A 22,256-nucleotide genomic window follows, 5' to 3' on the forward strand; every position below is an offset into this window, starting at 1 on the left:
ACTCCCTTCGAGGCCGACCGCCTCCCCGGCGGTCTCCGACACGGCGGTCACCAGGTGGGCGAAGGAGGTGGCACCCGGGTCAGGGTGACCGTGGCTGCGGGCGGCCAAGCGGGCCGCGCGCCCCTTGGCCGGGGTGAGGTCGGCGGTGGCGCGCGCTGCCTGCTGGGCCTGCTCGGCGGCCTGGGCCCAGCAGCCGGCGGCCTCGGCGGGGCCCGCTCCGGGCGCTGCCGCGTCGGCACCCTCCCTCAGGGTTCGGCGGAACGGCTCGATCGCGTCGAGCATCGTCTTGTCCCCCAGGCGGGCCCCGCCCAGGGCGATGAAGGCGCGCACGGCCCCGTCGAAGGCGTCGGCGAGGGCCGCAGGGCCGATGTCGCCGACGCCCCTCCCCTCCAGCCCGGCGCCGGTCTCGGCGAGCAGGACCCCGTACAGCGCCCCGGAGGCGCCGCCCGCCGCGTCGGCGAAGGCGGTCCCGGCCGCCAGCAGCGCCCCGGAGACGGGTTCGCCCGCCTCCTCTGCTCCGCGTGCGGCGGCGACCGCGGCGCGGATGCCGCGCGTCATCCCGAGGCCGTGGTCGCCGTCGGCGGCGACCGCGTCGAGACGGCCCAGCTCGTCCTCGGCCTCTTCGAGCCGCACCATGGCCGCGCTCAGCGCGCGGTCGACCGGCCCTGCGGCGGCCCCGGGAGCGGGGCGCTCCAGTCCGGCGTCGGCGGTGCGCACGGGTTCGACCGGCTCCAAGCGGGCCCCGGTGCTGCGGTAGCCCGGGGTGTCGCAGGGGGCGGCGTAGAGCTCGGCCAGCTCGTCGTCGAGCACCATGACCGACAGCGACAGGCCCGCCATGTCCAGGGAGGTGACGAACTCCCCGGCCTCGGTGTGCACGGGGGTGAGCCCGGCGGCGGCCAGGCGCTCGTGCACTCGGGTGGAGACGGTGAACATCTCCTCGTACTTGGTGCGGCCCAGGCCGTTGAGGAGGACGGCCACACGCCCCTGGCAGGGCAGTTCGGGCAGGAGCCCGTCGACGAGCTCGTCGGCCAGCGCCTCGGGGCCCAGCCGCCCGACGGTGCGCACCCCGGGTTCGCCGTGGATGCCCAGTCCCAGCTCCATCGCGCCGTCGTCGACCGTGAACAGCGGGTCGTGCGCCCCGGGGAGCGTGCACCCGCCGAAGGCGACCCCGAACGTGCGGGTGGCGGCGTTGGCCTTCTGTGCGGCGGCGTGCACGGCGGCGAGGTCGTCGCCGCGCTCTGCGGCCGCACCGGCGACCTTGAAGACGAGGAAGTCGCCCGCGACGCCGCGGCGGCGCGCGGTGTCGTCGGCCGGCCCGCTGGCCACGTCGTCGGTGACCAGGACGGTGCGCGAGTCGATCCCTTCGGCGGCCAGGCGGCGCGCGGCCAGGCCGAAGTGGAGGACGTCGCCCTGGTAGTTGCCGTAGCCGAAGAGGACGCCGCCGCCGTTGTCGGCTTCGCGGGCGGTGCGGTACACCTGCTCGGCGCTGGGGCTGGTGAAGACGTCGCCCACCACGGCGCCTCCGGCGAGGCCGGGGCCCACGAGCCCGGCGAAGGCCGGGTAGTGCCCGCAGCCGCCGCCGATGACCACCGCGACCTTGCCCTGGCGGGGGCGGTCGCGGGTGACCACGCCGTAGGCGCCGGGGACCTTGCGGACCAGGCGCCCGTAGGTGGTGGCGAACCCGTCGAGCCAGTCCCGCTTGAAGGTCGCGGCCTCTCCCAGGACCGTCATCGCCGTGCTCCTTCGGTCTCGCGCTCGCCGTCCAGGCGGGCCAGCAGCAGGCCGCGCGCGGCGACCGCCCCGTCGGCGACCTCGGCGGCCAGCTCCAGGGCGTCGGGCTTGGGCGGGTAGGCGGGGTTGGGCACCGCGATCACGGTCAGCCCCGCGGCGGCCGCCGCGCGGATGCCGTTGCTGGAGTCCTCGACCCCGAGGCATTCGGCGCCGGTGCGGCCCAGTCGGGCGGCGGCCTCCTGGTACACGTCCGGGCTCGGCTTCCCGCGGGCCACCTCGGCGCTGGAGACGGTGGCGGTGAAGGCGTCGGCCAGGCCGTGCGCGGACAGCGCGGCGTCGATGACCGGGCGGGCGGCCGATGAGGCCAGGGCGACCGGGACCCGGGCGGCGGCGTCGCGGACCATGGCGGCCGCGCCCTCCAGCAGCGGTGCGCGGCCCTCGGCGACCGCCGCGACGAGCCCGTCGACCACCGCCTTCTCGGCCTCGGCGGCGCCCTCGGGCACGCCGCAGGCCTCGGCCAGGTAGGCCGCCCACTCGGGGGCGCTCTTGCCCTGGCATGCGGCGGTGTCCTCAGGCGACCACTCCACGCCGTGCCGGGCGGCGTAGGCCGTCCAGTTCTCCTCCCATAGGTGTTCGCTCTCCACGAGCACCCCGTCCATGTCGAACACCACGGCGGCGAAGGCCATGTCAGCAACCCCTCTCACAAACTCACCGGGAAATTAACATGGACACTGTTATTTGTCACGACCGATCTGATGCCCTTCCGAGCAGGACCCCGCCCCGATGCGCGATCCTGGTGCGCATGAACAAGGAGACGCCGAGCGGCGGCAGCACCCGCTCCCGCAACATCCGGCAGCAGCGGATCACGGACCACGTCATCAGCCGGGGGTCCGCGTCGGCCGCCGAGCTGGTCGAGCTGACCGGGGTCAGCCTGATGACGGTCCACCGCGACCTGGACGAGCTGGCCCGGCGCGGGCTGCTGCGCAAGTTCCGCGGCGGGGTGTCGGCCCTGCCCTCGACGGTGTTCGAGAGCAACGAGGAGTACCGGCGCCAGGTGCACGTGGAGGCCAAGGCGGCGATCGCGCGCAAGGCCGCCGAGCTGGTCGAGCCCGGGATGTCGGTGATGCTCGACGACTCCACCACCGCCCTGGAGGTGGCCCGCCTGCTGCCCTCCGCGGGGCCGCTGACCGTGGCCACCAACTACCTGCAGGCCATCGAGGCGCTCAAGGGCGCCGAGGAGGTGCGGCTGATCTGCCTGGGCGGGGACTACTCCTCCACCCACGACTCCTTCAACGGCATGGCCTGCATCGAGGCGGTCGAGCGGCTGACCGTGGACGCCGCGTTCCTGTCGACCTCGTCGATGACCGCGCAGACCACCTACCACCAGGAGCCGGAGATCATCATGGTCAAGCGGGCCATGATGGCCGCCTCGCGCACCCGGGTGCTGCTGATGGACTCCAGCAAGATGCCGCGCCCCGCCCTGCACCGGCTGGCGCCGCTGGCCGAGTACGACCGGCTGGTCGTGGACGAGGGCGTCCCCGACGACCTGGTCGAGGAGGCCCGCCAGCACCTCCCGGTGGACGTCGCCGCCCTCTGAGTCCGGGCCCCGGCCGGCGGGGTCCGCGGGGCGGCCCGCGATGCCGGTCGGCGGGGGCGGTCGCCGGGGCGGCCCACACGGATTTTCCATTCACATATTGCGCGTTAAGTTAACAAGGTCCATGATGTGCTCCGGATCTCACCTGGAGGACACATGACCGCAACTTCACCGACGGCGGACTCCCGCGCGCCGAGCGCGCTCTCCCGGTGGCTGGACCGGGTGGGCGTCCCCGTCCCCCTGGCCCTGGGCTACCTGGGCCTGCTGATCTTCATGATCGGCGACGGCATCGAGTCCGGCTTCATCACCCCGTTCATGGCCGCCAACGGCGCCGGCGACGACGTGCACGCCTCCTACGCCGTCACCGTCTACGGCGTGGCGGTCATGGTCGCCTCGTGGCTGTCCGGGGCGCTGTCCCAGCTCTGGGGGCCGCGCCGGGTCATGATGATCGGCCTGGGGATCTGGCTGGTGTTCCACGTCGCCTTCCTGGCGGCGGCAGCGGCGCAGAACTACCCGATGATGCTGGCCGCCTACGGCCTGCGCGGCTTCGGCTACCCCATGTTCGCCTTCGGCTTCCTGGTCTGGATCACCGCGGTGGCGCCCACCGCGCGGCTCGGCGCGGCCGTCGGCTGGTTCTACTTCGCCTTCACCGGAGGCCTGCCGACGCTCGGCTCGCTCGTCGCCAGCGGCACCAACCCGATCCTCGGCCACTACGGCACGCTGTGGCTCTCCCTGGGTGTGATCGCCCTGGGCGGCGCCATCTGCCTGCTGGGCGTGCGCGAGCGCACCGGATTCACCCGGATGGCCCCCGAGGGCGTCAAGCCGGTGCAGAGCCTGATGTCGAGCATGTCCCTGGCCTGGCGCAACCCGCGCGTGGGCATGGGCACGGTGGTGCGCATCATCAACACCGCGCCGCAGTTCGGCATGCTGGTGCTGTTCCCGACCATCTTCGCCCAGCAGATCGGCTTCGGCGAGGCCCGCTGGCTGCTGCTGGTGTCGGTCATCTACGGCACCAACATCTTCTTCAACCTGATCTTCGGCGTGGTCAGCGACAAGATGGGCTGGCGGAACACCATCTTCTGGTTCGGCGCCCTCGGGTGCTCGGTCTCCATCCTGCTGCTGTACTTCGTGCCGGTGGCCTTCGGCGCCGACTACTACTGGCTGGCGCTGATCGTGGGGGCCCTGTACGGCGCGACGCTCGCCGGGTTCGTGCCGATCTCCGCGCTTCTGCCGTCCCTGGCCCCGGAGAACAAGGGCGGCGCGATGGCGCTGCTGAACTTCGGCGCGGGCGGCGCCACGTTCGTAGGCCCCGCCCTGGTGAGCCTGCTGCTGGTGCCGTTCGGCGCGGGCGGCGTGGTGATCTCCTTCGCGGTGCTCTACCTGATCGCGGCGGCGATGACCTGGTTCCTGAAGACGCCGGCCGACCCCGCCCATGCGGCTGCGGCGGCCGACGGCTCCGCCGACAGGGCACAGGGCGGCGACCGATCGGCAACGGATGTGACACGGGAGGCGCCCCCGGCCGAATCGGCCTCCCCCCGCTGACCAGCATCGACGCCGATCGGGGCGGAGAAACGGCGGCGAGGTGCGCGGCGGAGTCCGGCAAAGAGTGTAAAAATCGACCTACATGAAGCAGCCGCCGCACATCCTCGTCGTCAACGGGACGAAGGTCAGGCGCCCGGTGTTCGTGCTGGGCGCCCCCCACTCGGGTGCCGACCTCCTCGCCCGCGCGCTCGGCCGTGCGCCCGGCTTCCTGGTGAGGGCCGGGCACGCGGCCGTTCTCAATGCCGTCTACACGGTGGCGCGGCGCCCGTCCCTGGCCGAAGAACGCGCCTCGGGCACATCCGCCCTCCTGCGGGACGCGTTCGCCGAGGCGTGGAGCCTGACGCCGCCCAACTGCCCGTTCTGCCCGGGCGTGCGCTTCCCCGCGCGGGAGGCGGCCGCCCCGTGCCGCCACGCGGGCGGGATCAACGCCTATGGCGACGCGAGCCCGGACCTCTTGTACAGCGCCCCCGCACTGAGCGCGGCCTTCCCCGATGCGGCGTTCGTGCAGATCATCCGGGACGGCCGGGACGTGGTCGCGGAGATGCTGGAGGACGAGCGCTCGATGGCCTGGTTCCGCCCGGGCGCCGTCCGCCTGGAGGGCGAGCTGCCCCATCCCTTCTACGGGGTGGAGGACGAGGAGGAGCGTGACGGGTACACGTCGCTCTCCGACACCGCCAAGTGCGCGATGCGCTGGCGGGGCGCGGTGCGGCTGTCGGCCCGCCTGCGGGGCGAGATGGACGCCGAGCGGCTTATGACGCTGCGCTACGAGGATGTGGCGGGCAAGGAGGTCGAAACGGCGGAACAGCTGCGGGCGTTCACCGGGGCTCGGGTGTCGGCCGTGGAACTCATCCGCGAGGAGTCGGCCGGTCCGCCGTCCCGCACCCGCCTGACGACCGACCAGCACACGGAGATCCGCTCGGTCGCCGGAACCGAACTGTCCCGCCTGGGCTACGGAGAGAAGAAGTCCCGCTCGGCACGGGCGTGAACGGCGCTTCGGTCCGCCGTTCGCCCCGCGGCCACAGGATCTGGTCGGCCCCTGCCCCGCCGACGCCCGTGAGGACCCGCCGCCAGGGCCCATCCGATGAGTTCGGTCCGCCAGGGGAGTCCTACCTGGCTGACGGAACGATTCTCCTTCTACGACGCAGTATGGAGGCCCACCGTGCGGACACTCGCGGTAACGCAGAACATCACTGTCGACGGCTCGATCGAGATGCTGGGAGACTGGTTCGACCCGCAGGCGCAGGGCGACGCGGACGGCTCAGACCACTCCGAAGAGGTGCACCGTCAGGCCGGCAAGGCCGACGCCCTGGTTCTCGGCCGCAATACCTTCGAGGACTTCCGCGGCTACTGGCCCGAGCAGTCCGATGACACCACGGGTGTCACCGACTACCTCAACAAGGTCCACAAGTACGTCGTCTCCTCGACCATGACCGACCCGCAGTGGCAGAACTCCACGGTCCTGTCCGGCGACCCCGCCGAGGAGGTCCGCGCACTGAAAGAGCAGCCGGGCGGGGACATCGTGGTCACCGGCAGCATCACGCTGTGCCACACCCTGATCGGGGCCGGACTGGTCGACGAGTTCCGGCTCTTCGTGTATCCCGTTGTGCAAGGCCGCGGCCGTCGCCTGTTCCCGGAGGGGGGCGAAGTGCCGACGCTGAGGCTGCTCGAAACGAAGGAATTCCGCAGCGGCGTCACCTACTCGCGCTACGCCCGAACCTGACCCGGCACGAGGGGGCGGAACACGCCCCCGCCCGATCCAGGTCGGCTGCGGTGCCTGGATTCCTGCACGTGCTCCCGGGGCCCGAAGGGCCCCGGGAGCACGGTGGCCGGAAGCGGGCAGGGGCCCGGCTCAGGACCCCGAGCTGGACTCCATCCATGCGCGTGCCGCCGCCCAGGCTCGGTGGGACGGGTCGATCATCACGAAGTGGTCGGCACCCGAGACCTCCTCGAAGTCGACCTCGTCCCCGGCCAGCCGCGCCTCCTGGACATAGGTCCTGCTCTGCTCGATCGGGACGCGCTGGTCCTGGTCCCCGTGCACGATCAACTGTGGGACGCCCACCGGCACCTGCCGCAGGGGCGAGGACTCGTGGAACGCCGAATGCGGTGCCTCCTCGCCCAGGAACGCGTCGACCGCGCCCTCCCCCAGCCCCCGTTCGGCGGTGTCGACCATGTCGGTGACGGGCGCCAGTCCGACCACCCCGCGCAGCGGGGACCCGGGGGCGGCCAGCAGTGCCAGGTGGCCTCCGGCCGAATGCCCCACGGCGACCACCTTGCCGGGCGCGGCCCCCTCCGGGTGCTCGGAGAGCTCCTCGGACAGCAGCACGAGCGCGGCCCGCACGTCGTCGAGGGTCTGCGGCCAGCCGCCGCCGTCGGCGCCGGTGCGGCGGTACTCCACGTTCCACACCTGCCACCCGGCCCGCACCAGGTCCTCGGCGATCGGCTCCATCAGCTCCATGCCGTGCCGGTCCCGCCAGAACCCCCCGTGCAGCAGGACCGCCACCGGCGCGGGGCCGTCCCCGCCCGACTCCGGCCCTAGAACGCGCACCCGCTGGCTCGGGTGGTCTCCGTACCGCAGTTCCCGCTCATCGCGCTCCATGACTCCCATCCTCCGTCACCGGACGCCCGGTCAAGCGGTGCGCGGGCCTCCGGCGTGTTGGGGCCGCCACCGCCGGTGCGCGGGCCCGGGGTCGGGACTGCGCAGCAGTTCCAGGCGGGGGCGCGGGCCGTCGGTGCGCCCGGTGGGCGGGCGCCGGGACCCCGCCTTGAATTGCACCGGCCACTGCGCGCCCGGCCCTGAGTACTCCTGCTCGGCGGCGGCGTGCAGGGTCCACTGCGGGTCGTACAGGTGCGTGCGCCCCAGGGCGCAGAGGTCGGCGCGCCCCGCCAGCAGCAGCGAATTGACGTCGTCATAGGAGGAGATGGCCCCCACCGCGACGACGGGCACGTCCACGCGCGCGCGGATGCGCTCGGCGAAGGGCACCTGGAAGCTGCGCCCATAAGCCGGCTGTTCGTCCGGTGTCACCTGGCCGGTGGACACGTCGATGGCGTCGGCCCCGGCCTCGGCGAACGCGCGCGCGATCTCCACCGCGTCCTCGCCGGTGGTGCCGCCCTCGACCCAGTCGGTGGCCGAGATCCGCACCGTCAGCGGCTTGTGGTCCGGCCACACCTCGCGCACCGCCGCGAACACCTCCAGCGGGTAGCGCAGGCGGCCCTGGAGGTCGCCGCCGTAGCGGTCGGTGCGCCGGTTGGTGACCGGCGACAGGAACGACGACAGCAGGTAGCCGTGGGCGCAGTGCAGCTCCAGCAGGTCGAATCCGGCGCGGTCGGCCTCGCGCGCGCTGTGCACGAACGCGTCGCGGATCCGGTCCATGCCGTCATGTGTCAGCTCTTCGGGCACCTGGTTGACGCCCTCGCGGTACGGCAGCGGCGAGGGGGCGACGATCGGCCACTCCCCCTCCTCCAGGGGCTCGTCGATGCCCTCCCACATCAGGCGTGTGGCACCCTTGCGGCCCGAGTGCCCGAGCTGCACCCCGATCGCCGCGGTGGAGCGTTCGTGCACGAAGTCGGTGACGCGCCGCCAGGCCTCGGTGTGCTCAGGTGCGTACAGCCCCGCGCACCCGGGGGTGATGCGGCCCGGCGCCGACACGCACACCATCTCGGTCATCACCAGGCCCGCACCGCCGAGCGCCTTGGAGCCCAGGTGGACCAGGTGGAAGTCGCCGGGGGTGCCGTCCTCGGAGGAGTACATGTCCATCGCCGAGACCACGACCCGGTTCTTCAGTTCCAGGCCGCGAAGGCGGAACGGGTGGAACATGGGGGGCCGCGCCTCGCCGCCGCCGTTGGCCCGGCCGAACCAGTCGTCCACCGCGTCGGCGAAGTCGGGGTCCCGCAGCCGGAGGTTGTCCCGACCGACACGGCGGCTGCGGGTGAGCAGGTTGAAGGCGAACTGCTTCGGCTCCTGGCCGACGTGCATCGCCATGTCCTCGAACCACTCAAGGCTCGCCTGCGCCGCGCGCTGGACGCTCTCGGCGACGGGCCGCCGCTCCTCCTCATAGGCGGCCAGCGCCTCCTTCACCCCATCGTGCTCGTGCAGGCACGCCGCCAGCGCCAGGGCGTCCTCCATCGCCAGTTTGGTGCCCGAACCGATGGAGAAGTGCGCGGTGTGCGCGGCGTCCCCCAGGAGCACGGTGGCGCCCCGCCTCCAGGTGCGGTTGCGGACCGTGGTGAAAGACCGCCACCGCGAGGCGTTGGGGATGAGGGTGTGGCCCTCCAGGGCGTCGGCGAACAGGTCGGCACAGCGCTCCACGGCCTCCAGGTCGGTGCCGTCGGGGGCGGTCGGCCGCCCCGGCGCGTCGAACCCTGCGGCGCGCCACACGTCCTCGTGCATCTCCGCGATGAACGTCGAGGCGCCGTCGGAGTAGGGGTAGGCGTGCGCCTGCATCACCCCGTAAGGCGTCTCGACGACGTGGAAGTTGAAGGCGTCGAAGACCTTGTCGGTGGCCAGCCACATGTAGCGGCAGTGCCGCCGCTCCAGGGTTGTGCCGAAGTCGCCCGCGAACGCGGTGCGGGTGGCGCTCCCGGCGCCGTCGCAGGCCACCACCACGTCGTGGGTGCGCTCCAGCTCCTCGGCCGGCGGGGCCTCGGTGCGCAGGCGCAGGTCCACGCCGAGCGCCGTGCACCGGTCGCGCAGGATGCCCAGCAGGCGGCGGCGGTCGACCGCGGAGAACCCGTGCCCGCCCGAGGTCGTCACGGTGCCCCGGTAGTGCACGTCGATGTCGTCCCAGCGGGCGAACTCGGCCGAGAGCGCCGCGTACACCTCGGGGTCGGCGTGCTCGATGCCGCCGAGCGTCTCGTCGGAGAGCACGACGCCGAACCCGAAGGCGTCCCCGGGGGCGTTGCGCTCGTAGACGGTGACCTCGTGTCCGGGGCCGAGCCCCTTCATCAGGGCGGCGAAGTACAGCCCTCCCGGGCCGCCGCCGACGCAGGCGATGCGCATGTCCCCCCTCAGCCGTTCTCGCGCAGCTTGTAGCGCTGGAGCTTGCCCGTCTCGGTGCGGGGCAGCGCCGCGGTGAACTCGACCAGCCGCGGCGTCTTGTACGGCGCCACGCTCTGCTTGACGAAGGCCTTCAGCTCCTCGGCGGTGGCCTCGTCCGAGCGTGTTCCCTCGGCGGGGACCACCACCGCCTTGACGATCTGGCCCCGGCCGGGGTCGGGCACCCCCACCACCGCCGCCTCGCGCACGAGGGGCGAGCGCATCAGGACCTCTTCGACCTCCATGGCGGCGATGTTGTACCCGGCGGAGACGATGATGTCGTCCGAGCGCGACCGGTACCAGAAGTAGCCGTCGGCGTCGCGGACGTAGGTGTCGCCGGTGATGTTCCAGCCGTCCTGCACGTAGCGGCGCTGGCGCTCGTCGGCCAGGTAGCGGCACCCCACGGGGCCGCGCACGGCCAGGCGGCCGGGGACGCCGTCCGGGGCCGGGCGGCCTTCCTCGTCGAGCACCTCGGCGGTGAACCCGGGCACCGGCCTGCCGGTGGACCCGGGGCGGATGTCGTCGTCGGAGGCGGAGATGAAGATGTGCAGCATCTCGGTGGCGCCGATGCCGTCGATCAGCTTCACCCCGGTGGCCTCGTACCAGGCGGCCCATACCGCCTCGGGCAGGTGCTCCCCGGCCGATACGCACCTCCTGAGCGAGGACAAGGCGTGCGCCCGGGGGTCGGACAGCATCGCCCGGTACGCGGTGGGGGCGGTGAACAGGACGGTGACGCGCTCCTCCTCCACCGCGCGCGCGAGGCGGTCGGGCCCGGCCTTCTCCAGCAGGAGCGTCTCGGCTCCGGCCCGCATCGGGAAGATGAGCAGCCCGCCCAGGCCGAAGGTGAACGCGAACGGCGGGCTCCCGGCGAACAGGTCGTCCGGGCGCGGTTTGAGGATGTGGGCCGAGAAGGTGTCGGCGATGGCGGTGACGTCGCGGTGGAAGTGCACGCACCCCTTGGGGCGGCCGGTGGTCCCCGACGTGTAGGCGATGAGGGCGACGTCGTCCGCGGCCGTCCGCACCGCGGGGAACGGGGGTTCCCCCTCGGCGGCGGCGCGCTCCGCGAGGACCGCCGGGTCGTGCGGTCCGCCGCCGCCGTAGAGCGCGATCGCTGTGCGCTCCCCGACCTGCGGGGCAGCGCGGTCGGCCGCCTCCTCCAGGTCGTCGGCGAACCGGGCGTCGCACAACGCGTGGGAGACGCGCGCCGAGCGGAGGATCGCCTCCAGCTCCTCGGTGCGGAGCACGTGGAGCACGGTCACCACGACGCCCCCGGCCTTGAGGACCGCCAGCCAGCAGGCGGCCAGCCACGGCGAGTTGGGGCCGCGCAGCAGGACGCGGTTGCCGGGGCGCACCCCCATGTCCTCGGTGAGCATCCGGGCGATGCGGTCCACGCGCGCGCGGAGCTGGCCGAAGCTCCAGGCGTGGCGCGCGCCGTCGTGCTCGCCGCGCACGCACGGGCGGTCGGCGCCGAAGCGCTCCAGGCCGCCGTCGAGCAGTTCCTCGGCGCAGTTGAGGTGCCGGCCGGTGCGGTCGAGCTCAGGCAGGGTGAAGCGGAGTTCGGGCCATTCCTCCGGTGGGGGAAGGCGGTCTCGGGCGAATGTGTCGGTGTAGGCGGACGGGGAAAGGGTCGGCTCCATTGCGTGCTCCTCCTCCGGTCTTCCTCATCCGGTGCCGGACCGGCGTGGTCAGCCGACGCCGGTGCGGTGCGTCCGGGAGGCGTCCGCGCGGCGGTACATCTCGCGCGCGATGATCCCGCGCTGGACCTCCGAGGCGCCCTCGTAGATGCGCGGGGCGCGCACCTCGCGGTAGAGGTGTTCGAGCAGGTGTCCGCGGCGCAGGGCGCGGGCGCCGTGGATCTGGACGGCGGCGTCGACGACGAACTGCGCCGTCTCGGTGGCGTAGAGCTTGGCCATGGCGGCGCGCTCGGTGGCGCCGGGGCCGGGTGCGGTACTCGGCGGAGCGCCGTTCTCTGCGCCGGAGGGGCCGCCCTCTCCGCCGCCCTGGGCGTCGAGGGCGTCGGCGGCCCAGTAGACGAGCAGGCGGGCCGCCTCGGTGCGGGTGGCCATGTCGGCCAGCGTGTGCGCGACCGCCTGCTGGTCGCGCAGGGGGCCGCCGAAGGCCTGGCGGCGGTCGGCGTGCCCTCGGGCGGCGTCCAGCGCCGCCTGGGCCATGCCCACGGCGAACGCGCCCACGCTGGGGCGGAAGAGGTCGAGGGTGCGCATGGCGGCGCGGAACCCCCGGCCCTCCTCGCCCAGCAGGTCGCCGCGCCGAACCGGGGCGCCGTCGAAGCGCAGCGTGCCCAGGGCGTGCTCGCCGAGCATGTCGATGGGCTCGGCCGACAGGCCGGGGCGGTCGGCGGGCACGAGGAACGCCGTGACGCCCTTGGCGCCCTGTTCGGGCCCGGTGCGGGCGAAGACGGTGATGATGTCGGCGTGGGGGGCGTTGGAGATCCACGTCTTCTCACCGTGCAGGGTCCACCCCCCGCCGACCGGGTCGCGGCGGGCCTCCAGCCTCAGGGCGGCCGCGTCGGATCCGGCCTCGGGCTCGCTCAGCGCGAAGGCCGCCGCGGCGCGCCCCGAGGCGACCTCCGGGATCCAGCGCTCGACCTGTTCGGGGGTGCCCGACTGGAGGATCGGGTAGGCGCCGAGGCCCTGCAGGGCCAGGGCCGTCTCGGCGGCGGTGCTCACGCCCGCGACGGCCTCGCGGAGCAGGCAGATCTCGATGGCGGGGGCGGGGCCGCCGGGGAAGAGGCGGCCCAGCAGCCCGGAGCGCGCCAGTCGCCGCAGGAGGTCGCGCTCGCCTCCGCCGGGCCCATCGCCCCGGTCCGATGTGCGTGGGGCGGGCGCCGTCTCCGGGCCGTCGCGGCCGAACTCCCGCTCGGCCGCGGTCCGCGCCCAATCGGCGAAGCCGCGGTGGTGCGGGCTGAGCGAGAACGCCATGTGCCCTCCCCGAGTGACCGGTGGCTCCCTCCCGAATATACAGAGTTGGTGACGCTCGTCAATGGGACGACACGGGACCCCGTCCGCCGGTATCGTGCCGGTGTGACGACCCCATCGAACGCGGCCGGGGGCGGGTGGGCCCCGCGCACGGGCGGCGAGCGGCGCAACCGCCGCCCCCGGTCGCTCATCGTGTCCTTCTTCGGCGCCCACGGCCGCCGCATCGGCGGCTGGGTCTCGGTCTCGGGCCTCATCGGCCTGATGGGCGGGCTCGACGTGGACCCGCCCGCGGTGCGCTCGGCGGTCTCCCGCCTCAAGCGGCGCGGGCTGCTGGAGGCCGAGCGGCGCGGCGGGGCCGCCGGGTACCGCCTGTCGGAGGAGGGGGTGCGCATCCTGGCCGACGGCGACCGCCGGATCTTCGACCGCCGCCCGGCCGACCTGGCCGACGGGTGGGTGCTGGTGGTGTTCTCCATCCCCGAGTCCGAGCGCGGCAAGCGGCACCTGCTGCGCACACGCCTGGCCTGGCTGGGGTTCGGAGCCACGGCGGCGGGGGTGTGGATCGCCCCGGCCCACTTGGCGGGCGAGGCGCGCCGGGCCCTGGGCGAGCTCGGCGTGAGCGAATACGCCCAACTGTTCAGCGGGCACCGCATCGGCTTCGGGGAACTGTCGGACGCCGTCGCCGACTGGTGGGACCTGGACGCGCTGCAGGAGATGTACCAGGGCTTCCTGGACGAGTTCGAGCCCGTCCTCGCGCGCTGGCGCGCCGTGCTGCACAGCGGCCACGGCGGGGCCGCGCATGAGCGGCCCCAGGAGCGGGCGGCGGACGCGCCTTCAGCTTTCGCCGACCACCTGCGGGCCGTGGACGCCTGGCGGCGCATGCCCTTCCTCGACCCGGGGCTGCCGCCGGAGGTGCTGCCCGCCGAATGGTCGGGGGTGCGTGCGGGCCGGGTCTTCACCGACCTGCACGCCCTGTTGCGGGAACCGGCGCTGCGCCACGTCGAGGACGTCGCGGGGCCGTTCCCCGATCCGGCCGTCCCCGGCGCGGCGCCCTCCGGCTCCGGTCAGCCCGAACCGGCCGCCGGATCCCCTGAGGGCCCAGACGGCGCGTCCTCAGGGACGACGGCGATGCCCACCAGCTCCACCCTCGCCTGAGGGTCGAACAGCTCGGTCACGCCGAACAGCGCCATCGCCGGGTAGTGGCGCCCGAGGTGGCGGCGGTACACCCGGCCGATGTGCTTGAGGTCGGCACGGTAGGCCGGGACGTCGGTGGTGTACACGGTCAGCGAGACCAGGTCGCCCGGGGCGCCGCCCGCCGCCCGCAGCGCGGTCACCAGGTTGCCCAGCGCCAGGTGGAACTGGCCGGGCAGGTCCGGGGCGCCGATGGTGCCGTCGGGGAGCTGCGCGGTCTGCCCCGCCAGGTGGACCGTGCGGCCGGGGGCGGCCGCCACCGCGTGGGCGAACCCCACGGCGGGCGCCAGCCCCGGCGGGTCGACCATGCGGTGGCGGGTGGCCGCACTCGCCTCCTCGGGGCCGCCGCCCCCGGTCCCCGCACCGTCACCGGCGCCCGCGGTGCGCCCGGACCCCGCGTCGCCCTCGGTCTCCGCGCCGTCACCGGCGCGCCCGGCACCGTCCGCATCCGCCGTCATCGCACTACCTCCCCTTCCACTCGGGGTCCCGCTTGCCGGTGAAGGCGGCGTGGAACTCCCGGTAGTCCTCGCTCTTCATCAGCAGGGCCTGGGTGACCGCCTCCAGCTCCACCGAGCCGGACAGGCCCATGTCCAGCTCGCGGGAGAGCAGCGCCTTGGTCTGGGCGTAGGCGAAGGCGGGGCCGTCGGCCAGGCGGCGGGCCAGGCGCTGCGCGGCATCGGCCGCCCCGCCCTCCCCCACCGCCTCGCTGACCAGGCCGCACCGGTCGGCCTCCGCGGCGTCCACCGTGTCGCCCAGCATCAGCAGCCGGGTGGCGTGGCCCAGCCCGGCGATGCGCGGCAGCAGGTAGGCCGCGCCCATGTCGCCCCCGGCCAGGCCCACCCGGGTGAACAGGAAGGCGAACCGGGCGGTGCTCTCCACCACCCGGAAGTCGGCGGCCAGGGCCAGCACCGCGCCGGCCCCGGCGGCGATCCCGTGCACGGCGGCGACGACGGGGACCGGGCACTCGCGCATCGCCCGCACGGTCTCGCCCGTCATGCGGGTGAAGGCCAGCAGGTCGTCGGGGGCCATGTCGAGGGTGGCGCCGATGATCGCGTCGACGTCGCCGCCCGAGCAGAACCCGCGGCCGCGCCCGCGCAGCACCAGGGCGCGCACGTCGTCCCGGTGGGGCAGCTCCAGCAGCAGGTCGCGCAGGTCGGCGTAGGCCTCGAAGGTGAGGGCGTTGAGGCGGTCGGGGCGGTCGAAGGCGACCGTGGCCACCCCGTCGTCGACCGTGAAGCCGAAGTGCTTCCACTCCGGGGTGAAGGGCGCCGAGGCGCGGAACGGGCTCACGACTGGATTCCTCCTCCGTCGAGTACGAGGGACTGGCCGTTGACGCAGGCCGCGGCGCCGGAGGCGAGGTAGGCCACGGCCGCGGCGACCTCATCGGGCTCCACCAGGCGGCCGAGCGGGGCGGATCGGGCCAGCGCCTCCTCCGCGGCGCGCGCGTCGCGGCCGGTCCGTTCGGCGATGCGGGCGGCGGAGCGCTCGGTCATGGGGGTGCGCACGAAGGCGGGGCATACGGCGTTGCTGGTCACGCCGCTTCCGGCGACCTCCGCCGCGACGACCCGGGCCAGGCCGAGGACGGCGTGCTTGGAGGCGGCGTAGGCGGCGGTGTAGGGGGTCCCGGCCAGGGCGGCGGTCGAGGCGACGAAGACGATCCGGCCGCGGTCGCGCTCGCGCATGCCGGGCAGCAGGGCGCGGGTGAGGAGGAAGGCGGTGGTGGCGTTGGCGGCGAAGTGGGCGTTCCAGGAGTCCAGGCCGGTGCGGTGCAGCGGGGCCGACTCGGCCGCGCCCGCGTTGTTGACCAGCACGTCGACCGGGCCGGGGAGGGCGTCGGCGGCGGCCGCCACCTGGTCCTCGTCGGCGGCGTCGCAGACCAGGGTGCGCACCGGGAGGTCACGGGAGAGCGCGTCCAGCCTCTGTGCGTCCCGCCCGAGGGCGACGACGTCGAGACCGGCGCGGACCAGCTCGGCGCAGACGGCGCGGCCGATTCCACCGGCCCCGCCGGACACCAGGGCGCGTCGGGGGGCAGCCTCCATGGAGGCAAGGTATCACTCGATCATGACCGCCGTCACGAATACGACACACTTGATTCGAACGGCGACCCCCCCGGACACCGCTTCTGCCGTGTGGCCCCACAAGAGCGTTCGAGGGCGGCGGTTCAACCGCCCGATCGCCCCTGACGAGGCCTTTTCACCACGCCAGACATTCGAACCGGCGTTCCCACACCCGGCAGACGCTCGGGTGGCACACCCCGGCCCAGCGCCTGGCCGAGCTGATCGCCCCTGCCCCGGCACCCGGCCCGTAGTCGCACTCACCACGTGCTCCGGCCGACGGATCGACAGCATCTTCGTTGAGATCATCGGCAGGAAGGGCGCGCCCGGACCACGAGCGGCTCGACGGGCGGCAAGCAGGGCCTGGGAACCGCCCCGCTCCCCCGTCACCGCCCGCAACGGTGACCACGCACACGCCCGACAGCCGACGACCCCCCCGAAAGGAACGCCGACGACACCTCGCCGCCACCGGGCACGAGGACACCGGCTCGCCTCTCCCCCCTTCCCCTCCCCGCTGCTCGGGGGCGGGTATCGGCGCTTAGGATGGACCCCATGGGTGAACTCGGAATCGCCGGCCTGATCATGCTGGCCGTCATCATGGCGATCCCCGTCAGCATCTTCGGGGGTTTCGCCTTCTACACCGCGCGCGTGGCGCGCATGGGCCCTGAGGCCACGCTGGCCGCTGCGCGCAAGCGCCGCGAGCTGGCCTGACCGGCCGCGCCCGGCGGGACGGCCGCGCCTCAGCGGCCGGGACCCGCAGGGGCACATGAGCGTGGCGGTGGGCGGCTCCCCGGTACGGGGTCGCCGCCCACCGCCGCATTTCGTCCTGCCGGTCAGCGCACGTCAGTCGGCCACGTCGAAGGTGTCCGGATCGGGGCCGAAGCGCTGGTCGGCGTTGAGGGCGGTGATCGCCTCCATGTCGCCGCTGGACAGCTCGAAGTCGAAGACGTCGATGTTGGCGCGGATCCGCTCCGGGGTCACCGACTTGGGGATCACCACGTTGCCGAGCTGCAGGTGCCAGCGGATGATCACCTGCGCCGGGGCCTTGCCGTAGGCCTCGGCGATCTTCACGATGGCCGGGTCCTGCAGCAGGTTCCCCTGCCCCAGAGGGCTCCACGCCTCGGTGATGATGCCGTGCTCGGCGTCGAACCGGCGCAGCTCCTCCTGGACGAGTCTGGGGTGCAGCTCGATCTGGTTGACCATCGGCGTGATGCCGCCCTCGTCCATCACCCGCTCGAGGTGGGACGCGTGGAAGTTGGAGACGCCGATGGCGTGCACTCGCCCGTCGGCGTAGAGCCGCTCCAGCGCCTTCCACGTGCTGACGTAGGCGTCCCGGGCGGGAAGCGGCCAGTGGATCAGGTACAGGTCGAGCTGCTCCAGGCCGAGGCGCTGCATGGAGGCGTCGAAGGCCCTCATCGTCGCGTCGTACCCCTGGTCGCTGTTCCACAGCTTGGACGTGATGAACAGGTCGTCGCGCGCGATGCCCGAGCGGCGCACCGCCTCGCCGACGCCGTCTTCGTTGCCGTAGGCGGCGGCCGTGTCGATGCTGCGGTACCCCGCCTGCAGTGCGGTGCCGACGGCGTCGGTCGCCTCCGCCGAGCCCACCTGCCAGACCCCGAAGCCCAGCTGCGGCATGCGCACGCCGTTGTTGAGAGTGACCTCAGGCACCTCGAACATGTCTCTCCCCCGTTGCGGTCATTCGCGTCCTCCGCGGCTGAACCCCGAGCCCCGGAAGATCATTCCGGCGGGAGGCGCGCTGTGCCCAGCGCCACTCCCGATTCCCCTCATACCCGGTCCGTCGCGTCGGACCGGGCCCGCCGCCCGAGCATGCGGCACGGAGGCGCCGACCGCAAGCGGACGTGCGCTAACACACTCCGGACGACGCTTCCGGGGCACGATCGGCCGCCCCGGGGCCGCACGTGGCCGAAGAGTCGGCGCCCTTCCGGCTCACGGCGCCCCGCCGATCCGCACTCGCGGAACTCCCAGCGCTCCCGGAGCGGCGCCCCACACGCCCTTGAGGCCCCGGATCACTCCCCGGCCGAGGGCCAACCGACCCGGTACACGATGCCGATGACGACCTCGTCCCCGTGGGCGGCCTGGGGCACAGCCCCGGGGAAGTCCTCGGCGGGGCCGTGGCGGACCACGTAGGGGGCGCCGGGCCAGCGCTCCTCGATCTCCTCGGCGACGGCGGTGCGCGCGGCCGCGTCGGCGGTCTCCCGCTGACCCCGGGTCTCGAGCTCGGCGGGGCGGTAGGTGCGGGCGACGACCCCGACCGCACGGGCCTGCCCGGGGACGAGCCCCGCCATGCGCCCGACGACGTCGACGACCTCGGGCGGAACCCGGCGTCCGGCCTGTTCGGCCTGTCTGTGCTCCATGGTTCATGGTGCATCACGGATCGCCGGTTGTCACCAGCACATACACGCAGAGCGACGAAAGTCCCGGGATCGCCTGCGGGCCGGGAAACCTGTCCCGACCACGGCCGCGAGTGCGATAGAGTTTCATCCGTCGCCGGGGGCGCGGATTCCGGCCCAGCGGCAGGACACGGGACGTAGCGCAGTTTGGCAGCGCACTTGACTGGGGGTCAAGGGGTCGTGGGTTCAAATCCCGCCGTCCCGACATATCAGAGCAGTTCAGGAGCCCGACCTCCGGAGACCGGCGGTCGGGCTCCTGAATGTCCGCCCCCTGCCGCCACGTGATGGCGCGGGGAGACGTTCGTCCGGCGTCCCACAGTGCTCAAACGGGGCCCAGACGAGGCGCCGTGCGCCGCTCCCCCAACACCTGGCCCCTGCCGCGGCGGTCGGCGGCGGCTACCGGATGAGGCCGTCGGACGGGGGCAGTTCCCCCGACCCCCGCACGATCAGGCGTGTCTCCAGGCGCTCCTCCCACACCGGGGACGCGTCCCCCGCGATCCGGCTGAACAGGCGGCGGATGGCCAGCGTGCCGATCCCGAAGACGTCCTGGGCCACCACGGTCACCCGGGGGTCCAGGAGGTCGGCGGCCGGGAAGTCGTCGAACCCGACCACCGCGACACGGTGGTGCAGGCCCATCGCCTGGAGGGTCTCGATCGCCCCCATGGTGACCAGGTTCTGGCTGGTGAACAGTGCCGTCGGCGGGTTCGGCAGCCGCATCAGCCCTTGCGTGGCCCGGGCCGCGGCGGCCGCATCGGAGAGGTCACAGGCCACGATCTCCTCCCGGCGCGGCAGCCCCTGGTCCGCCAAGGCCCGCTCATAGCCCTCGTACCGTTCCACGACGGTACGGATCGACCAGTCGTCGCCCAGGAAGGCGATGTCGCGATGGCCGTAGGCCGCCAAATGCGCCGTCGCACGGTAGGCGCCCCCGGTGTTGTCGGAGAGCACCGCATCGGCCACGAGGCCCCGCGGCGGCCGGTCGACGAACACGACCGGGGTTCCGGTGTGCATCTCGCGGTGCAGATACCCGTGGTCGGACGACGCGGGGACGATGATGATGCCGTCCATGCGGTGCTGCACCGCCGCGCGCACCAGTTCCAGTTCCCGCTGGGGGTCCTCGTCGAGGCTCCCGGCGAACACCAGGGTGTCGTGCGTGTTGGCGACATCCTCGATCGCGCGGTGCAGGGTGGCCGAGAACGGGTTCGCGACGTCCTCGATCAGCAGCGCGACCTGCCGCGTCTTGCCGTCTCTGCGGCGCAGGCTGCTCGCGGCCAGATTGGGATGGAACTCCAACTGGGCACTCGCCTGGGATACCCGCTGCCGCAGCTCCGCGGAGACCTCCGGGGACCCGTTGACCACCCGGGACACGGTCTTGATGCTCACGCCCGCCAGGGCGGCCACGTCCCGCATCGTCGGCCGACGGGCCGGGGGGTCCGCCTTCGAGCCGAGCGTCCCGTCCTGCCCAGCGCTGCCCGCCGCCACGCCCTGTCTCCCCCGGTTCTTCGCCCTGGCCGCCTGTGTGGTCCGGCCCGCGCCGGACCCGGGACTCGCCTCCCGTCTCCCCGGCGCGGGCCGATATCGCATGTCCTATTGTGCCGTACCGTCGCGATAGGGGTTCAGCGGACGGACCGAGAGGTCACGGGCGTAGCCGCGCCCGCCCTCGGCGTACAGGGAGATCCCCGTCGCCTCGGCGCCGGGGAAGATGCGGTGGGTCAGGACCCTGGAGCCGCCCTCGGCGAACACCTCGACCGAGGACGTGTCGACGACCACGCGGAGTTCCAGCGTCGCGCCGGGGTCCACGGCCACCGAGCTACGGCTGGGGAACGCGCTGTTGAAGCCGACGTCGCCGGACCGCTCGCGGTCCACGAACAACCGCGAGCGCCGCGCGTCGTAGCCGATGACGGTCCCCGTGGTCCCGTCCTGCCGCACCGTGAGGCCGATCTCGTCGGCCGTTTCGGGGTCGAGCTCCACGTCGAGCTCGAAGACCTCCCCCTCGGCTCTGGGCGGGAGCCGCCGCTCCCCGCCGTCGAGGGGCAGGGCGTCGTGGGAGTAGGCGATGTCCCCGCGCAGGGACGCCAGTTGGTCCACCGGACGCTGCACCAGCTGGGGCCGCCCGTCGAGGGTCGCCAGCTCCAGCCGGCGGGGCAGGCTCATCGCGCCCCGCCACGGCGACGTCGGGATGTCGCCGGCGTAGTCCCAGTTGTTCATCCACCCGAGCATGATCCGCTCATCGTCGGGCGCGTCGTTGTAGGACACGGCGGCGTAGTAGTCGCGGCCGTGGTCGAGCCAGTCGTAGTTCTCCAACCCGCTGCGCGCCGGTGCGTCGGAGAACATGATGTGGTCGAGGAGCACGTGCCCCCAGCCGTCCGAAGCGTCGTCGCGGACCCGGATATGCGCGGTCCTCCCGCGGTATTCGCTGACGTTCCAGGCGGTCCAGTCGAGGTGTTCGGAGTCGCGCCCCGTGGCGGTGCGCACCACCTCGCCGTCGACCACCAGGTTCACGGAGGTGTCGCCGGTGTCGGAGCGGGGGTTGTCGCCGCCGCCCACCAGCAGGTTGATGTAGTCGCGTTCGATCGTGAACGCGGGTGAGGCCGCCTCGCCGCGCGGAGCGTCCCCGTCGACGAAGCCGTTCATCAGGTGCCCGCCCCGGTGGCCGTCGACGGGCTGCTGGCCCGGCAGGGTTCCCGCGGCGGGCGCGGAGCCGAAGGGCCCCTCGGTCCCGGTCCCGTCGAGGTCGTTGGTGATCTCCCAGTCGCCGTAGCCGTTCTCGAAGTCGGCGAACACCTCCCCCTCGGGCGGATCGTCCCCGGTGACGAGGCGGTCGGGGGTGAACTCGACGCCGTCGAAGTCGCCGACGAAGTACTGGGCGCCGGAGCCGCCGGCCACGGCCCCGGGGTTCAGGTTGACGACCAGGACCCACTTGCTCCCGCCCGCGCCGCCGTCGACCGGGAGCTCGAACAGGTCGGGCACCTCCCATACGCCGCCCGTGGCATGGGCGGGGCCGAACTCGCTGAGCTTGGTCCAGTCGAGGAGGTCGTCCGAGCGGTAGAAGTGGACCACCCGCTCGTCGGCGACGACGACCGCCATCACCCAGTAGCCGCCCTCCTCATACCAGAACACCTTGGGGTCCCGGAACTCCCCGGAGCCGATGTCCAGGACGGGGTTGCCCTCGTACTTGGTCCAGGTCTCGCCGCCGTCGTTGCTGTAGGCCAGCGACTGCGCCTGGATGCCGGCGTGTTCGGACCGCTCGGTGTAGGCGCTGGTGTAGACGGCCACCATCGGGGCCTCGCCGTCTGTTCCCAGGCCGCTGGAGTTGTCGTGGTCGACCACGACGCCGCCGGAGAAGATGTGCTCCTCCTCGGTGTAGGGGATCGCCAGCGGGCGCTCCTCCCAATGGACGAGATCAGGGCTCACGGCGTGGCCCCACGACATGTTGCCCCACGCGTTCCCCTCGGGATTGTGCTGGTAGTAGAGGTGGTATTCGCCGTCGTGGTAGACGAGCCCGTTCGGATCGTTCATCCAGTTCTCCGCGGGCGTGTAGTGCACTCGGGGTCGGTGCGGGTGCTCGGCCGCCAGTGCCGGCGGGGAGATCATCGGCACGGTGCAGGCCGCCGCCGCCAGTGCGGCGCAGCAGCGGACGATGCCCCGGGCCGCCCGGGTTCCGATCATGCGCAAGCCTCCATTCCACGGCCCGGCGAGTGGCCCGGTCGCGCGCCGTGGCGCTGGCGCCACTGGGGGCACCGGCCCTGTGGTGAGGAACACCATCACCCG

19 protein-coding genes and 1 tRNA gene are annotated in these 22,256 nt (G+C 73.4%); 7 read left to right on the forward strand and 13 right to left on the reverse strand.

The window, feature by feature from the left end; genetic code table 11:
* Together O4U47_RS13345 and O4U47_RS13350 are read right to left on the reverse strand one after the other, a co-directional pair.
* Positions 1-1,731 (reverse strand): dihydroxyacetone kinase family protein (locus O4U47_RS13345; protein ID WP_270678157.1); only part of this gene is annotated, 1,731 nt, incomplete at its 3' end.
* Positions 1,728-2,417: an HAD family hydrolase gene (locus tag O4U47_RS13350; protein WP_270678158.1), complete on the reverse strand. Its 690-nt coding sequence runs from the start codon at positions 2,415-2,417 to the stop codon at positions 1,728-1,730. The genes O4U47_RS13345 and O4U47_RS13350, both read right to left, overlap by 4 nt.
* Before the next feature lie 116 nt (positions 2,418-2,533).
* Here O4U47_RS13350 and O4U47_RS13355 point away from each other — a divergent pair, with 116 nt between their 5' ends.
* From O4U47_RS13355 to O4U47_RS13370, 4 genes are all read left to right on the forward strand, one after another.
* Entirely contained in the window at positions 2,534-3,328 is a 795-nt protein-coding gene (locus O4U47_RS13355) for a DeoR/GlpR family DNA-binding transcription regulator (protein ID WP_270678159.1), read from the forward strand.
* A gap of 153 nt (positions 3,329-3,481) precedes the next feature.
* Positions 3,482-4,867 (forward strand): MFS transporter, encoded by a 1,386-nt coding sequence (locus O4U47_RS13360; protein ID WP_270678160.1) that lies wholly within the window; start codon positions 3,482-3,484, stop codon positions 4,865-4,867.
* Positions 4,868-4,949: 82 nt separating this feature from the next.
* Positions 4,950-5,852: a sulfotransferase family protein gene (locus O4U47_RS13365; RefSeq protein WP_270678161.1), complete on the forward strand. Its 903-nt coding sequence runs from the start codon at positions 4,950-4,952 to the stop codon at positions 5,850-5,852.
* A gap of 174 nt (positions 5,853-6,026) precedes the next feature.
* On the forward strand, positions 6,027-6,587 hold the full coding sequence (locus O4U47_RS13370) for a dihydrofolate reductase family protein (protein WP_270678162.1): 561 nt from the start codon (positions 6,027-6,029) through the stop codon (positions 6,585-6,587).
* Between the two features lie 129 nt (positions 6,588-6,716).
* On the opposite strand, the gene O4U47_RS13375 is transcribed toward O4U47_RS13370, so the two are convergent.
* The 4 genes from O4U47_RS13375 to O4U47_RS13390 are packed head-to-tail and all read right to left on the reverse strand — an operon-like array spanning position 6,717 to position 12,838.
* The gene (locus O4U47_RS13375) at positions 6,717-7,463 is read right to left on the reverse strand and encodes an alpha/beta hydrolase family protein (RefSeq protein ID WP_270678163.1); all 747 of its coding nucleotides are present in this window, start codon (positions 7,461-7,463) and stop codon (positions 6,717-6,719) included.
* A 30-nt stretch (positions 7,464-7,493) separates the two neighbouring features.
* Entirely contained in the window at positions 7,494-9,863 is a 2,370-nt protein-coding gene (locus O4U47_RS13380; protein ID WP_270678164.1) for a bifunctional salicylyl-CoA 5-hydroxylase/oxidoreductase, read from the reverse strand.
* Between the two features lie 8 nt (positions 9,864-9,871).
* Positions 9,872-11,536, reverse strand: a complete 1,665-nt coding sequence (locus O4U47_RS13385; protein ID WP_270678165.1) for an AMP-binding protein — start codon at positions 11,534-11,536, stop codon at positions 9,872-9,874.
* A 48-nt stretch (positions 11,537-11,584) separates the two neighbouring features.
* The gene (locus O4U47_RS13390; RefSeq protein WP_270678166.1) at positions 11,585-12,838 is read right to left on the reverse strand and encodes an acyl-CoA dehydrogenase family protein; all 1,254 of its coding nucleotides are present in this window, start codon (positions 12,836-12,838) and stop codon (positions 11,585-11,587) included.
* A 102-nt stretch (positions 12,839-12,940) separates the two neighbouring features.
* Between O4U47_RS13390 and O4U47_RS13395 the strand changes: the two genes are divergently transcribed.
* A complete protein-coding gene (locus O4U47_RS13395; RefSeq protein WP_270678167.1) occupies positions 12,941-13,987 on the forward strand; it encodes a PaaX family transcriptional regulator in 1,047 nt (348 codons plus the stop codon).
* Here O4U47_RS13395 and O4U47_RS13400 read toward each other — a convergent pair.
* From O4U47_RS13400 to O4U47_RS13410, 3 genes are read right to left on the reverse strand one after another with little or no spacing between them, the layout of a single operon-like run.
* Positions 13,897-14,481: a RidA family protein gene (locus tag O4U47_RS13400; RefSeq protein ID WP_408638970.1), complete on the reverse strand. Its 585-nt coding sequence runs from the start codon at positions 14,479-14,481 to the stop codon at positions 13,897-13,899. The two genes, O4U47_RS13395 and O4U47_RS13400, sit on opposite strands and share 91 nt — an antisense overlap.
* 4 nt (positions 14,482-14,485) lie before the next feature.
* Positions 14,486-15,313 (reverse strand): enoyl-CoA hydratase family protein, encoded by an 828-nt coding sequence (locus O4U47_RS13405; RefSeq protein ID WP_270678168.1) that lies wholly within the window; start codon positions 15,311-15,313, stop codon positions 14,486-14,488.
* Positions 15,310-16,062: an SDR family NAD(P)-dependent oxidoreductase gene (locus tag O4U47_RS13410; RefSeq protein ID WP_270678169.1), complete on the reverse strand. Its 753-nt coding sequence runs from the start codon at positions 16,060-16,062 to the stop codon at positions 15,310-15,312. Before O4U47_RS13410 ends, O4U47_RS13405 begins: the two co-directional genes overlap by 4 nt.
* Before the next feature lie 567 nt (positions 16,063-16,629).
* On the opposite strand from O4U47_RS13410, the gene O4U47_RS13415 reads away from it, so the two are divergent.
* A complete protein-coding gene (locus tag O4U47_RS13415) occupies positions 16,630-16,788 on the forward strand; it encodes a hypothetical protein (protein ID WP_270678170.1) in 159 nt (52 codons plus the stop codon).
* 132 nt (positions 16,789-16,920) lie between these two features.
* Here the strand turns inward: O4U47_RS13415 and O4U47_RS13420 are convergent, their stop codons facing one another.
* Together O4U47_RS13420 and O4U47_RS13425 are read right to left on the reverse strand one after the other, a co-directional pair.
* A complete protein-coding gene (locus O4U47_RS13420; RefSeq protein ID WP_270678171.1) occupies positions 16,921-17,754 on the reverse strand; it encodes an aldo/keto reductase in 834 nt (277 codons plus the stop codon).
* A 350-nt stretch (positions 17,755-18,104) separates the two neighbouring features.
* Positions 18,105-18,452, reverse strand: coding sequence for a hypothetical protein (locus tag O4U47_RS13425; RefSeq protein ID WP_270678172.1), 348 nt, complete (start codon positions 18,450-18,452; stop codon positions 18,105-18,107).
* A gap of 167 nt (positions 18,453-18,619) precedes the next feature.
* On the opposite strand from O4U47_RS13425, the gene O4U47_RS13430 reads away from it, so the two are divergent.
* Positions 18,620-18,693 (forward strand) — tRNA-Pro (locus O4U47_RS13430).
* A 191-nt stretch (positions 18,694-18,884) separates the two neighbouring features.
* On the opposite strand, the gene O4U47_RS13435 is transcribed toward O4U47_RS13430, so the two are convergent.
* Together O4U47_RS13435 and O4U47_RS13440 are read right to left on the reverse strand one after the other, a co-directional pair.
* Positions 18,885-19,895: a LacI family DNA-binding transcriptional regulator gene (locus O4U47_RS13435; RefSeq protein WP_270678223.1), complete on the reverse strand. Its 1,011-nt coding sequence runs from the start codon at positions 19,893-19,895 to the stop codon at positions 18,885-18,887.
* Positions 19,896-20,072: 177 nt separating this feature from the next.
* Positions 20,073-22,154, reverse strand: coding sequence for a glycoside hydrolase family 32 protein (locus tag O4U47_RS13440; protein WP_270678173.1), 2,082 nt, complete (start codon positions 22,152-22,154; stop codon positions 20,073-20,075).
* Positions 22,155-22,256 lie beyond the last annotated feature (102 nt).

Origin of the sequence: Nocardiopsis suaedae, assembly GCF_027706745.1 — a bacterium.
In the GTDB taxonomy this organism is placed as follows: domain Bacteria; phylum Actinomycetota; class Actinomycetes; order Streptosporangiales; family Streptosporangiaceae; genus Nocardiopsis_A; species Nocardiopsis_A suaedae.